The organism is Neisseria sp. P0014.S009, assembly GCF_051958155.1.
In the GTDB taxonomy this organism is placed as follows: domain Bacteria; phylum Pseudomonadota; class Gammaproteobacteria; order Burkholderiales; family Neisseriaceae; genus Neisseria; species Neisseria flavescens_C.
On sequence record NZ_JBQCVS010000005.1, the window covers coordinates 61995 to 74450 of the forward strand.

The following is a 12456-nucleotide window of genomic DNA, read 5'->3' on the forward strand; positions in this document are numbered from 1 at the left end:
ATGAAAGCTGCGTTTTTCGCCATATTACAAAGGCTATTAACCTATATTGTTGCAAAAGTATTTATTGCCCTTGGCATTAGTTTTGTAACTTATACAGGCTTTACAGTTGGATTAGGTTTTATAAAAGACTACGTAAAAAATCAGTTCAACTCAATGCCATCAGACATTCTTCAAATTGTCATGATGGCAGGTTTCGGCCATGCATTAGGTCTGATATTCGGTGCATTTGCATTTAACGTTGCTATGCAAAGTATTAGCAAACTGTCATTTATTCCAGGGGGAAAAGCTAAATGATTATTTTACAAACTGGCGTACCAGGTAGCGGAAAAACTAGCTCTGTCGTCAATATGCTGATGACAGACGAAAGCTACACACATTTTACTGATAAAGACGGCGTAAAGAAAAAACGTCCGTTGTTCGTCAACGGCATTCCTGAATTGAAGATAGAACATGAAGAACTTACAGATGAACAAATTAAAGAAAAGCCATTTCAAGATTTTCTCCCTTATGGCTCGCTCGTCATCATAGATGAAGCGCAAAGGCTGATGGGCACACGTTCAGCCGCTTCAAAAGTACCTCCATTTATAGAAGCTTTGGCATTACATCGACATCATGGTTTAGATATTGTGCTGATTACTCAACATCCAAGTTTTCTTGATAGCTTCGTAAGAAAGGTTGTTCAACGTCATATGCATGTATCGATTAAGCCGGTAGGACGTAAACTCTATGAATGGAACGAATGTGTAGATCAGCCTGATAGCAGTGTGAATATCGCTAGGGCAATCGAAAGAACGTTTGTAGTTCCTAAAAAGTCTTTCGGAATGTACAAATCTGCTGAAGTACACACCAAGCCTAAAAGACGTATCCCCAAAAGTCTTATATTCGTAGCCTTGTTTTTACCTTTATTAATTGGTTTTGCTGTTTATACCATTAATGGAATGAGTAAACGATTTAATCAAGAGGAAAATCAACAGACAGCGGCATTGTCGACATCAGATACAACGGATGAAGTTACAACGTCAGAAAGTAGTACACCGCCTCAACCGATTAGTAGTTTAAAGCCTGAAGATTTTGTACCTACTCTTGCCGAAAAACCTGAAAGTAAACCCATTTATGACAATGTAAGACAAGTTAAAACCTTTGAATACATCGCCGGTTGCGTACAAGGTGGTAATAGTGGCTGTACTTGTTATAGCGCCCAAGGCACGCCGCTGAAAGAAGTTACTAAAGCCATGTGCAAGGATTACGTCAAAAATGGCCTTCCTTTCAATCCCTATAAGGATGAACAGCACACCGTACAACAGCCACAAACAGCACCGCAGACAGCATACGCGCCTGAAAATGGACAAGTGCTTACGATGGGCGGCAAAAGCCCTCAAAACCTTATGTATGACGGCTATGTTGAAGCAGGCGAAAAAACAGGATTGCAAAACGGTGCAAAGGTCGGCAGTTAAGAGATATTTATTTAATTGTTGATGTAGCATAAGCGGAATCAACGGTTAAATAAATATCAATGGGGTGCGGGAACACCCGCCTTTTTGAAATTGGGTAAATTAAATTGAAACCTGTAAATCGTTTTAATTAAGACGGTTTACAGGTTTTTGTTTAAGCGCAAAACAAAAGCCTGGGCGGTTTAGACAGTATAACGACCAGAGTTAAAAACTGAGGAAAAGATATGTCGAACCGTCCAATTACCTTAAAGATTGAATATCATCATAGCCGTATCAGGCTGAATAAATAAGGAAAATGAAATGAATGTCATAGGGTTTGACGTATCTAAAGACACGATAGACGCAACATTGATTACAACTAAAGGAAGCAAAGACTATATAAAAATAGCCAACAATACAGAAGGATTTGAGAATCTGATTAATTGGATAAAAACAAAACGAATTAGAAAAATTGCCATAAGTATGGAAGCAACAGGCATTTACTATGAACAGGCGGCAGAATATTTGAGCGCGCTATATACGATCTTTGTTATCAATCCCTTAAAAATCAAAGAATACGCAAAAAGTCAGTTTAGCCATACAAAAACAGATAAAGCAGATTCAAAACTTATTGCTGAATTTGCAAACCGACATTTAGACAAACTGACACCGTTTAGGCCGTCTGAAAATCCAATACTCTACAAACTGATAAATCTGCTGCAACAACTAAAAGAACAGCAAAAAGAAACACAAAACAGGTTACATACTGCAAAAGACATCTACATAAAATCAACCCATGAAGCAATCATAGAACTGCTTGAAGAAAAAATAGATCAGACATCAAAGCGGATAGAAGGCATGATAAAGCAGAAAGAAAGCCTAAATATCGAATATCAAAACCTACAAACTATACCGGCAATAGGGAAAGAAACCGCAGTTATCCTACTAAGACACCTGACAGATAAAAATTTTGAAACAGCAAATAAATTTGTAGCCTTTGCCGGCCTAAGTCCAAAAATTGAACAATCAGGGACAAGTGTCAATAAAAAAGGCAGATTGAGCAGATACGGACACCGGCAATTAAAACGCGCCTTGTTCATGCCTGCCATTGTTGCCTACCGTATGAATGCATTTCCTCAACTTGTCAGAAATTTGGAAGCGGCAAAAAAGCCTAAGATGATAATCATCGTTGCACTAATGCGGAAATTGGCAAAAATCGCCTTTTATATACACAAGACTAAAAAGCCGTTTGATAAAGCGCGACATCAGACGGTTTAACGAATTTATACAAAACAAAACGGCTGTAAAAACAGCCGTTCTTTGTCGTTTCCGTTGAAAATGCAATAACTAAATATCCATTAAAAACATAAACATAAGAAATTAACCTATTTTAATAATTGACAGGTCAATATATCATCTTTTCCATTTCTGTTTATACGGTTTGCGAGTATTTGGCTTTGGTTTCTTTATGGCGCAAATGGTAGTCGAACACCATAGCGATGTTGCGGATCAAGAAACGGCCCTTCGGCGTAACGGTCAGGCCGTGCGGTTTGAGGCGAACCAGACCGAGGGTTTCCAGTTGTTTCATATCTTCCAGTTCCGCTACAAAATAGCGGCTAAACGGAATGCCGAACACGCTTTCGTAAATTTGATAATCAAGCGAGAAGCGGCACATCAAATCCTGAATGATGTTGCGGCGCAGAATGTCGTCTTGATTAAGCTGGTAGCCGCGCATAATCGGTAGATGTCCGGCATCGAGTGCGGCGTAATAGGCATCGATATCGCGCTCGTTTTGGGAGTAGGTGCTGCCGATTTTGCCGATAGAAGACACGCCGATCGCCACCAAGTCGCAGTCGGCATAGGTCGAGTAGCCTTGGAAATTTCGTTGCAGGAAACCTTCTTTGAGAGCGATGGAGAGCTCGTCGTCAGGTTTGGCAAAGTGGTCCATGCCGATGAAAACGTAGCCGCGCTCAGTCAGGGTTTGGACGCAATATTGCAGCATATCGAGTTTTTCTTCGCTGCCAGGAACGACATTGGTGTCGATACGGCGTTGCGGTTTGAAGATATGCGGTAGGTGGGCGTAGTGGTAGAGGGCGAGGCGGTCGGGGTCGAGGGACAAGACCGTGTCAATGGTGGTTTTGATGCTTTCGGTGTTTTGGTGCGGCAGGCCGTAAATCAAATCGACGCTGACCGATTTAAATCCGGCTTCACGCGCGGCATCAATCACTTCTTTAGTTTCTTCATAACTTTGAATGCGGTTGACCGCTTCCTGCACTTTAGGGTCAAAGTCTTGAATACCGACACTCATGCGGTTGAAACCGAGTTTGCCCAGTTTGAGGACGGTTTCGCGGCTGACTTTGCGCGGGTCTATTTCGATGGAGTATTCGCCGTTGGGAATCAGCTGGAAGTATTTACAAATCATGTCGAAGACGCGTTCGAGTTGGTCGTCGCTCAGGAATGTGGGCGTGCCGCCGCCGAAGTGGAGCTGCGCGAGCTGGTGTCTTCCGCCTAAATGAGGTGCCAGTAATTCCATTTCTTTTTCCAGATACTGGATATAGGCATCGGCACGGCTTTTGTCTTTGGTAATGATTTTGTTACAGCCGCAGTAGTAGCAGATGGTATTGCAGAAGGGGATGTGGATGTAGAGCGAAAGGGGTTTGTTGAGCGCGCCCATGTTGCGCAGGTTTAAAGCTTGGATATATTCGGCTTCTTTAAAGCCTTCATGGAAGCGGTCGGCGGTCGGATAGGATGTATAACGTGGACCGCTTGATGGCAAACTGGCAATTAATTCACGGTCAAATTCCGGTAATTCATTGTTTGTGTTGGTGTTATTTGAGATGGGGATGATTTTCATGGTAGGGGCTTGTAGTATAAAGTAGGGAAATTAGGGAAAATTTTAGTCAAAATTTCGATAGTTTGGTAGAATGCCTCATAATGATATGCCGACTTTGACATGGGTCAATAGTTATTCGGCTTCATCAGGGATTTATAGAACTATGCAGATTAAGGGTGCGTTATGGCCACACACAATGCAACACATCAAATGAAAACCTTGTGTTCCACATGTTCTTTACGCGAGCTGTGTTTGCCTGTCGGACTGATGCCTAACGAATTTTCACAATTAGATGCGGTTATTCGTCAAAGCCGCCGTCTGAAAAAAGGTGAATACCTGTTCCGTGCCGGCGAGCCGTTTACCTCTTTGTTTGCCATCCGTGCGGGCTTCTTTAAGACAACAGTCGCCAGCCAAGATGGACGAGATCAGGTAACCGGCTTTTTTATGTCGGGCGAGCTGATCGGTATGGATGGGATTTGTTCCCATATTCACAGCTGTGATGCTGTGGCTTTGGAAGACAGCGAGGTATGCGAGCTTCCGTTTACACATATTGAAGAACTTGGACAGGATATTCCCAGTCTTCGTTCTCACTTTTTCCGCTTGATGAGCCGTGAAATTGTCCGAGATCAGGGCGTTATGCTGCTTTTGGGCAATATGCGCGCTGAAGAGCGATTGGCAGCATTCTTGCTCAACCTGTCTCAGCGTCTCTATTCACGAGGCTTCGCCGCCAATGATTTTATCTTGCGGATGTCGCGTGAGGAAATCGGCAGCTATTTGGGGCTGAAGCTGGAAACAGTCAGCCGCACCTTGTCTAAATTCCATCATGAAGGCTTGATTTCGGTTGAACACAAGCACATCAAAATCTTAGATGCGACAACCTTGAAGAAAATGGTTTCCGGTTGTTCGCACGCTATCTGAATCTTAGGCCGTCTGAAATATTTCAGACGGCCTTTTTAACAAGAATTAAAGAATAATTGTTAAGTTACGCAAGTGATAGTCAGGTATTAAATTGAAAAATCTTCAACAACCGGCGTGTACAGAATGCGGTCGACTACTTCTCTGGTCAGTTTCGGTGCAAACATCTGGATAAAGTCATACGCGTAACCGCGCAGGTAAGTATCCGAGCGTAAGGCTATCCAAGTGGGCGACGGTTCAAATAAGTGTGCCGCATCAATAAGCTGTAAATCTTGATCGACAACGGGATCGTACGCCATTTTGGCCATCAAACCAACGCCCAAGCCTAAGCGGACATACGTCTTCAATACATCTGTATCGGCAGCCGATAAGGCAACATCAGGTTGCTCAATATGCGCTTTATTAAATGTACGCGCAATGCTGCTGCCGGAATTAAAAGCAAATTCGTAAGTAACCAGCGGAAAAGAAGCCAAATCTTCAAGGCTTAAAGGATTGCGGCAGTCCAAAAGAGGGTGGTCATGCGGAACAATCACGGCATGGTTCCATTCGTAGCAGGGCAGCTTGCCTAACTCAGGATGATCATCAATCTGTTCGGTAATAATTGCTAAATCTGCTTCGCCGCTGCTGACCATTTGCGCAATCGCAGAAGGGCTGCCTTGTTTGATGCTCAAATTGACCTTAGGGTAGTTTTTGACAAATTCCGCAACGATTTTGGGCAAGGCATAACGCGCCTGGGTATGCGTTGTCGCGATGGTCAGCGAACCGCTGTCATGATCGGTAAACTCGCTGCCGATATTTTTAATGTTTTGTACATCGCGCAAAATTCGTTCCGAAATTTCTAACACGGCTTTGCCCGGTTGCGAAACGGAAACCACACGCTTGCCGCTGCGGATAAAAATTTGGATACCCAATTCTTCTTCAAGCAGGCGGATTTGTTTGGAAATGCCGGGCTGGGATGTGAAAAGCGCATCGGCGGCTTCAGAGACATTCAGATTGTGCCGGTAAACTTCAAGGGCGTAACGTAATTGTTGCAGTTTCATGGTAGCAGTACCGAATACGTTGTTATTGTGGATTTTGTGCGACAAACGGCATGTAATTTAACATATTTTGCCCAGTTTTGCCCCGAGTTTTGAAAATGGTTGTTTTTAATGAAAATATCTTTTAATGATATGAAAACAGGAAATTCAGGAAAGAAGAGGGAAAGGGGTTTTGTTGTTTTTGTACAACTTTAGGTAGGTGAATTGTCTGATTTTGCCCTAAATTAATGACACAAGATTGATTTTTCGGCATGATTAACTACTAGGAAGCAGGCACTTCATGATTGTTTGAAGGCATCGAGTATTGACAGTTTGCCTTGCGCTTCTTTATAGTGCAACCTGATATATCCGATTTGCCGCTGTTTTGATACTGCGGCCTGTATATTGGTACTTTGCAGCGGTTGCTTTCCTAGTCCGCCGCATAACAATTTGATGAGGGAATAAAATGACCAAACAGCTGAAATTAAGCGCATTGTTCGTTGCCTTGGTTGCCTCTGGCACCGCTATGGCCAGCGAAGCGCACACCAAACACGGTTACACCGTAAGCAGCCAATCTCAAGAAATCGTCCGTAACAACTACGGCGAATGCTGGAAAAACAGCTACTTCGACAAAGCTACCGAAGGCCGTGTTGAATGTGGTGACCGCGAAGCAGTTGCTCCTGTACAACAAGCTCCTGAGTATGTTGATGAAACTGTTTCTCTGTCTACTAAAACTCTGTTCGGCTTCGACAAAGACAACCTGCGTCCTGAAGCTCAAGAAAACCTGAACTCTTTGGCTCAACGCCTGAGCAACGACAGCGTACAAACTGTACGTGTTGAAGGTCACACCGACTTCATGGGTTCTGAAGAATACAACCAAGCTCTGTCTGAGCGTCGTGCCAACGTAGTTGCTAACTACTTGGTAGGCCGTGGCGTTGCTTCTAGCAAAATCTCTGCAGTAGGTCTGGGCGAGTCTCAAGCTCAAATGACTGCTACTTGTGAAGCTGAAGTTGCTAAACTGGGTAAAAAAGTTTCTAAAGCTAAGAAACGTGCTGCCCTTATCGCTTGTATCGAACCTGACCGTCGCGTTGATGTTAAAATCCGCAGCGTTGTTACTCGTCAAGTTGCTCCAGGCCAAACTATCGAAGGTCAAGGTGAATTGCCTGCTACTGATGAAGGTTGGATCCCGGCTCCTTACAATGGCGTTCACGGTTACGCTAAACCTTAATCGGTTTGTGAAAAATGCCCTGCAATATGCAGGGCTTTTTTTTATGGTTTATATTTGAAGAGTCAGGGAATTTATGATTCAAAATAAAAGGCCGTCTGAAAGACTTTTTTCAGACGGCCTTTTATTAAGACAGATTAGTTTGGTTTGGGCCATTTCCATACGCAGATGGCTGCCAGTATCGTACAAATCAAAAAGATAATACTGGATAAGCCGTGCCAAACGCCGAATGTTCCGCCTACTAGGGACAGCAGCCAGTTATCCAGTCCGTACTTGTGTGCCTCGATAACCGGCGTAACCAAAAGATGGTTGCAGGCTAAGAGTAGCCAAAGCACTAAGATCCACCAAGAAAGTGAGGCCAGCTGTTTTCTGAAAAAGGCATAGGCTGCGCCAAAAATAACTAAGCCACATATTGCTGTAATGGCAAACAAGATGCCGGCAATTTCTCCCGCCTGCATTTTGGGCAGGAGGCGGAACAGGATAGGGGCAGTAACATAGCCTGCGGTCAGCTGCATACCAAGCCACATGGCGGCAGCGGTTTGGATAATTTTGTACAGTAGATTCATTATGCTTCTCCTGGGAAGATTTCACTTTTCTATTATGGTGTTTTTAGATACAACAAAAGGCCGTCTGAAAATGTTTTCAGACGGCCTTTTGTTTATTTAGATATATTGTACGGCAATAATGTCATATTCACGCACACCGCCAGGTGCTTGAACTTCTGCAACGTCGCCTTCTTCTTTGCCGATCAGGGCGCGGGCAATTGGGGAGCCAACGTAGATTTTGCGTTCTTTGATGTCTGCTTCATCTTCACCGACGATTTGGTAGGTAACTTGTTCTTCGGTTTCCAAATCTTCCAGTGTCACAGTTGTGCCGAATACGATTTTGCCTTCGGCATGGATTTCGGCAGGGTTGATGATGTGCGCCATAGAGAGTTTGTGTTCCAACTCGGCGATGCGGCCTTCGATAAAGCCTTGACGCTCTTTGGCGGCTTCGTATTCTGCGTTTTCAGACAAGTCGCCGTGCGAACGTGCTTCGGCGATGGCTTCGATGACTTCTGGGCGTGCTACGCTTTTGAGGTGTTGAAGTTCTTGTTTCAACAATTCTGCACCACGGACGGTCAAAGGGATTTTTTGCATAGAGTTCTCCATGAAAGCATGATGATGCTTTTAAAATTTTATCCGGCCACGCACGGTAGCCGGATTGGAAATAAAAATACAAGCCGCCAAAGCTTGGCGGCTTGATGAATAAATAAGTAATGCCCGTATTCTACCAAATTCTGCCGAAACCGCAATGATTAAAACGGATTTTCAGTAAAGTGTTGTTTTCTGTCTATTTTGTTTTTTCAGACGGCCTGAAAACTAAATATTGAAGTATTTCAAAGCTGCATTGGAAAAACGGTTTCTTAAATGAATGTTTTTGATTAAAATGTTTGTTAATAATCCTTAAGGATTAGTCTTATATAATTATATAAAGAGAATATATGGAAACAAAACCAACTTCCAAAAATGAACAACAGGCTAACCGCCGTTATTTGACTGTTTGGCGATGGCATTTTTATGCCGGACTTTTGGTTGCGCCGTTTTTAACCCTGCTGGCTGTTACAGGGTTGGGAATGCTGCTATTTGCCAATATCACCGGTAAAGAAGGCGAACGCATACATGTTGCGCCGCAGGCGCAAGTGCAGCCTTTGTCGGCTCAGGCTGAAGCTGCCAGACAGTTTGTGAATCCGGAAACTGCCTCTGTGGTGCAATATATTGCGCCGCGCGCAGATGATATGGTTGCCGTATTCCGCGTAAACAATGACGATAAAGCCACTATGGTTGCTGTTGATCCCTATACAGCAAAAGTTGTGAATACGATGCCGCGCGGGCAAGGCTGGTATCACACGATGGATGAAATTCACGGCGATATTATGCTAGGGGCGACAGGTGACTACCTGTTGGAAACCGCTGCGTCGCTAACCATCATCATGATTGTGACCGGTATTTATTTGTGGTGGGTAAAACAGCGTAGTCTGAAGGCCATCCTTTTGCCTAAGGCAGGAAAAGGCCGTTCTTGGTGGCGCAACCTGCACGGTGCATTTGGCTCTTGGGTTTCTTTGATTTTATTGCTGTTCTGTCTGTCAGGTATTGCTTGGGCAGGTATTTGGGGCGGTAAAGTGGTTCAGGCGTGGAGCCAATTTCCTGCGGGTAAATGGGGCGTGGAGCCTAATCCGGTATCTTCCGTACCAACCCATGGTGATGTGCTGAATGACGGTAAATCTAAAGAAGTTCCGTGGATTTTGGAGCTGACGCCTATGCCGGTTTCCGGTACGACAATGGGCGAAAATGGCATTAATCCGAGTGAGCCGATGACGTTGGAGACGGTTGACCGCTTTGCGCGCGAAATTGGCTTTAAAGGCCGCTATCAGTTGAACCTGCCTAAAGGTGAAACCGGCGTATGGACGCTGTCGCAAGACTCAATGAGCTACGATATGATTAGTCCGACTGCGGATCGTACGGTACACATTGATCAATACAGTGGCAAAATCCTGGCTGATATTCATTTCGATGATTACAACTGGTTTGGTAAATTCATGGCGGCAAGCATTGCTTTGCATATGGGTACACTGGGCTGGTGGAGCGTATTGGCAAATGTCTTGTTCTGTCTGGCGATTATCTTTATCTGTGTCAGCGGCTGTGTAATGTGGTGGAAACGCCGTCCTTCGGAAGCACGTGGTTTGGTTCCTCCTGCACAGAAAATCAAATTGCCGGTATGGTGGGCAATGGCTGCGCCACTTCTGATTTTGGCCGTGATTTTCCCAACAGCCATTGCCGCAATCGCTGTTATTTGGATTTTGGATACATTGTTGTTATCACGTATCCCAGCATTGGCAAGATGGTTTAAATAACCGTCCGATGTTATTAAAGGCCGTCTGAATCTTTTGTTTCAGACGGCCTTTTTTATAAAGGTTAAAAGAGGTAGGTAAGTTACGATTCTGTTTAAGTTTATATGTAAAATGGAGATTGTGGTTGGCTTGCAGGATTGGTGTAAGAAAGACGAGGAGATCTTGTATAAAAACAAAAAACCCACTTCATTGAAGTGGGTTTTTGATGAAGGCTATTAACCTTTGCGAGCAGGCAATTTTTCTTTAATGCGAGCTGCTTTACCGGTCAGGCCGCGCAAGTAGTACAGTTTGGCGCGACGTACGTCACCACGGCGTTTAACTTCGATTTTTTCTACGGTAGGAGAGTACAGTTGGAAAGTACGTTCTACACCTTCGCCGCTAGAGATTTTGCGAACGATGAAGTTGCTGTTCAGGCCACGGTTGCGGCGAGCGATAACAACACCTTCGTATGCTTGCAGACGGCTGCGAGAACCCTCAACTACGCGTACAGATACGACAACGGTGTCGCCTGGAGCGAATTCAGGGATTTCTTTGTTCAAGCGAGCGATTTCTTCTTGCTCTAATTGTTGAATCAAGTTCATTTGTTTTTCCTAAGTTATGATTGGATTTCCTGTTGCTCTTGCAAGATTTCTTTTAAGAGGCGGGATTCCTTTGGGATTAAACTGCGCTTTTCCAATAAATCGGGTCGGCGCTCTAAAGTGCGTCGCAGCGATTGTTTCAATCGCCACTCGGCAATCAAGCCATGATTTCCTGAGCGTAAGACATCAGGAACCATCATGCCTTGGAATTCTACGGGTTTGGTGTAATGAGGACAGTCTAAAAGGCCGTCTGAAAACGAGTCTTGTTCGGCTGACTGTATATCGCCCAATACGCCCGGAACCAATCTTAAGACAGCATCCATCAACATCATGGCGGGTAATTCGCCACCTGAGACGACAAAGTCGCCAATGCTGATTTCTTCGTCCACACTGCTTTGCAGTAGTCTTTCATCTATGCCTTCATAGCGTCCGCATAGAAGAATAAGATGGGGCAGTTCGGCAAGTTCTGCAGCTTTTTTATGTGTCAGCGGCTGACCTTGCGGACTGAGATAAATTACTTTGGCAGGTTTTTGCGAGTTTGCTTTGGCTTCTTCAATTGCCGCTTGAAGCGGCGGCGCCATCATAATCATTCCCGGACCACCTCCGAAGGGGCGATCATCGATATAGCCAAGTTTGTTGTCGGCAAATTTTCGGGGATTGATGGCTTGAAACTGCCAAAGATTTTGTTTTCTTGCTCTGCCTGTAACGCCGTATTCGACAATACTGTCGAACATCTCTGGGAAAATGGTGATGGCTTGAATCAGCATCAGTAGTCCAAACCCCAGTCGGCAATAATGGTTTTGCTGTCGGTATCGACAGATTCGATATAGTTGGAGACGAAGGGAATCAGGATTTGTCCGTGTTCGCCTTTAATCATCAAAACATCGTTTGCACCGGTTTCCATCAGGTTGCTGACTTTGCCGAGGATGATGTTTTCTTTGTTGATGACGGTCATGCCGACTAAATCTGCCCAGTAGTATTCGTCTTCTTCAGTAGGGGCGAATGACTCTCTGGGAATTTCGATGGTATAGCCGCGCAAGGCAAATGCTTGATCGCGATCGTCTATACCTTCAAATTTGACCTGAAGTTCGCCATTGACAATTTTACCTGCCTCAAGCACAACATTCAGGGTTTTGCCATCCTTGCACAACTGCCACTCGGGGTAGTCCAGCAGGCTGTCGGTATATTCGGTATTGGCAGCAATTTTAAGCCAGCCTTTAATGCCGAATACGCCTTTGATGTAGCCCATGGCTACCCGTTTTTGAGTGTCTGTCATGGTCGTTTCGGCTGATTAAGCAGCGATTTTTTGCTCTTTAATCAGTTTGGCAACTGCGTCGCTAACTTTCGCGCCTTGAGCAACCCAGTGGTTGATGCGGTCTGCGTCAAAACGTACGCGTTCTTGTTTTTCGTTGGCAACGGGGTTGTAGAAACCTACGCGCTCGATGAAGCGGCCGTCACGACGGTTGCGAGAGTCAGTTACGACTACGTTGAAGAAAGGGCGGTGTTTTGAGCCGCCGCGAGCCAAACGGATAACTACCATTTTGAGTCCTTTTGAAAAATGCGGATATA

The 12456-nt window shown here is 44.6% G+C and carries 14 protein-coding genes; 6 read left to right on the forward strand and 8 right to left on the reverse strand.

Annotation, left to right across the window (positions count from 1 at the left end; translation table 11 throughout):
* From ACTHS4_RS05485 to ACTHS4_RS05495, 3 genes are all read left to right on the forward strand, one after another.
* On the forward strand, window positions 1–294 hold the full coding sequence (locus ACTHS4_RS05485; protein ID WP_049337051.1) for a DUF2523 domain-containing protein: 294 nt from the start codon (window positions 1–3) through the stop codon (window positions 292–294).
* The gene (locus ACTHS4_RS05490) at window positions 291–1454 is read left to right on the forward strand and encodes a zonular occludens toxin family protein (RefSeq protein WP_440365581.1); all 1164 of its coding nucleotides are present in this window, start codon (window positions 291–293) and stop codon (window positions 1452–1454) included. The genes ACTHS4_RS05485 and ACTHS4_RS05490 overlap by 4 nt, the downstream gene beginning before the upstream one ends.
* Before the next feature lie 297 nt (window positions 1455–1751).
* Window positions 1752–2708 (forward strand): IS110 family transposase, encoded by a 957-nt coding sequence (locus ACTHS4_RS05495; protein ID WP_440365582.1) that lies wholly within the window; start codon window positions 1752–1754, stop codon window positions 2706–2708.
* Between the two features lie 154 nt (window positions 2709–2862).
* On the opposite strand, the gene hemN is transcribed toward ACTHS4_RS05495, so the two are convergent.
* Window positions 2863–4284: an oxygen-independent coproporphyrinogen III oxidase gene (gene hemN, locus ACTHS4_RS05500; RefSeq protein WP_440365583.1), complete on the reverse strand. Its 1422-nt coding sequence runs from the start codon at window positions 4282–4284 to the stop codon at window positions 2863–2865.
* 162 nt (window positions 4285–4446) lie between these two features.
* Here hemN and fnr point away from each other — a divergent pair, with 162 nt between their 5' ends.
* The gene (fnr, locus tag ACTHS4_RS05505) at window positions 4447–5181 is read left to right on the forward strand and encodes a fumarate/nitrate reduction transcriptional regulator Fnr (RefSeq protein ID WP_039862092.1); all 735 of its coding nucleotides are present in this window, start codon (window positions 4447–4449) and stop codon (window positions 5179–5181) included.
* A gap of 86 nt (window positions 5182–5267) precedes the next feature.
* Here fnr and ACTHS4_RS05510 read toward each other — a convergent pair whose 3' ends face one another.
* Window positions 5268–6218, reverse strand: coding sequence for a CysB family HTH-type transcriptional regulator (locus tag ACTHS4_RS05510; RefSeq protein WP_440365584.1), 951 nt, complete (start codon window positions 6216–6218; stop codon window positions 5268–5270).
* A 442-nt stretch (window positions 6219–6660) separates the two neighbouring features.
* On the opposite strand from ACTHS4_RS05510, the gene ACTHS4_RS05515 reads away from it, so the two are divergent.
* The gene (locus ACTHS4_RS05515) at window positions 6661–7422 is read left to right on the forward strand and encodes an OmpA family protein (RefSeq protein ID WP_314273343.1); all 762 of its coding nucleotides are present in this window, start codon (window positions 6661–6663) and stop codon (window positions 7420–7422) included.
* Between the two features lie 134 nt (window positions 7423–7556).
* On the opposite strand, the gene ACTHS4_RS05520 is transcribed toward ACTHS4_RS05515, so the two are convergent.
* A complete protein-coding gene (locus ACTHS4_RS05520; RefSeq protein ID WP_150537281.1) occupies window positions 7557–7985 on the reverse strand; it encodes a DUF4149 domain-containing protein in 429 nt (142 codons plus the stop codon).
* 96 nt (window positions 7986–8081) lie between these two features.
* Entirely contained in the window at window positions 8082–8558 is a 477-nt protein-coding gene (gene greA / locus ACTHS4_RS05525; RefSeq protein WP_003684304.1) for a transcription elongation factor GreA, read from the reverse strand.
* Between the two features lie 344 nt (window positions 8559–8902).
* Between greA and ACTHS4_RS05530 the strand changes: the two genes are divergently transcribed.
* On the forward strand, window positions 8903–10312 hold the full coding sequence (locus ACTHS4_RS05530; protein WP_440365585.1) for a PepSY-associated TM helix domain-containing protein: 1410 nt from the start codon (window positions 8903–8905) through the stop codon (window positions 10310–10312).
* A gap of 212 nt (window positions 10313–10524) precedes the next feature.
* Here ACTHS4_RS05530 and rplS read toward each other — a convergent pair whose 3' ends face one another.
* Genes rplS through rpsP form a run of 4 tightly spaced genes read right to left on the reverse strand, consistent with a single transcriptional unit; the run spans window position 10525 to window position 12427 of the window.
* A complete protein-coding gene (gene rplS, locus ACTHS4_RS05535; protein ID WP_003679470.1) occupies window positions 10525–10890 on the reverse strand; it encodes a 50S ribosomal protein L19 in 366 nt (121 codons plus the stop codon).
* Window positions 10891–10904: 14 nt separating this feature from the next.
* Window positions 10905–11654, reverse strand: coding sequence for a tRNA (guanosine(37)-N1)-methyltransferase TrmD (trmD, locus tag ACTHS4_RS05540; RefSeq protein ID WP_003684316.1), 750 nt, complete (start codon window positions 11652–11654; stop codon window positions 10905–10907).
* Window positions 11654–12163: a ribosome maturation factor RimM gene (gene rimM / locus ACTHS4_RS05545; protein WP_070826643.1), complete on the reverse strand. Its 510-nt coding sequence runs from the start codon at window positions 12161–12163 to the stop codon at window positions 11654–11656. The genes trmD and rimM overlap by 1 nt, the downstream gene beginning before the upstream one ends.
* 15 nt (window positions 12164–12178) lie before the next feature.
* Window positions 12179–12427 (reverse strand): 30S ribosomal protein S16, encoded by a 249-nt coding sequence (rpsP, locus tag ACTHS4_RS05550; protein WP_003684452.1) that lies wholly within the window; start codon window positions 12425–12427, stop codon window positions 12179–12181.
* Between the last annotated feature and the right edge of the window lie 29 nt (window positions 12428–12456).

Coding starts and splice junctions, on each gene's coding strand:
- ACTHS4_RS05485 (WP_049337051.1), top strand. CDS start 1: ATGAAAGCTGCGTTTTTCGCCATATTACAAAGGCTATTAACCTATATT.
- ACTHS4_RS05490 (WP_440365581.1), top strand. CDS start 291: ATGATTATTTTACAAACTGGCGTACCAGGTAGCGGAAAAACTAGCTCT.
- ACTHS4_RS05495 (WP_440365582.1), top strand. CDS start 1,752: ATGAATGTCATAGGGTTTGACGTATCTAAAGACACGATAGACGCAACA.
- hemN (WP_440365583.1), bottom strand. CDS start 4,284: ATGAAAATCATCCCCATCTCAAATAACACCAACACAAACAATGAATTA.
- fnr (WP_039862092.1), top strand. CDS start 4,447: ATGGCCACACACAATGCAACACATCAAATGAAAACCTTGTGTTCCACA.
- ACTHS4_RS05510 (WP_440365584.1), bottom strand. CDS start 6,218: ATGAAACTGCAACAATTACGTTACGCCCTTGAAGTTTACCGGCACAAT.
- ACTHS4_RS05515 (WP_314273343.1), top strand. CDS start 6,661: ATGACCAAACAGCTGAAATTAAGCGCATTGTTCGTTGCCTTGGTTGCC.
- ACTHS4_RS05520 (WP_150537281.1), bottom strand. CDS start 7,985: ATGAATCTACTGTACAAAATTATCCAAACCGCTGCCGCCATGTGGCTT.
- greA (WP_003684304.1), bottom strand. CDS start 8,558: ATGCAAAAAATCCCTTTGACCGTCCGTGGTGCAGAATTGTTGAAACAA.
- ACTHS4_RS05530 (WP_440365585.1), top strand. CDS start 8,903: ATGGAAACAAAACCAACTTCCAAAAATGAACAACAGGCTAACCGCCGT.
- rplS (WP_003679470.1), bottom strand. CDS start 10,890: ATGAACTTGATTCAACAATTAGAGCAAGAAGAAATCGCTCGCTTGAAC.
- trmD (WP_003684316.1), bottom strand. CDS start 11,654: ATGCTGATTCAAGCCATCACCATTTTCCCAGAGATGTTCGACAGTATT.
- rimM (WP_070826643.1), bottom strand. CDS start 12,163: ATGACAGACACTCAAAAACGGGTAGCCATGGGCTACATCAAAGGCGTA.
- rpsP (WP_003684452.1), bottom strand. CDS start 12,427: ATGGTAGTTATCCGTTTGGCTCGCGGCGGCTCAAAACACCGCCCTTTC.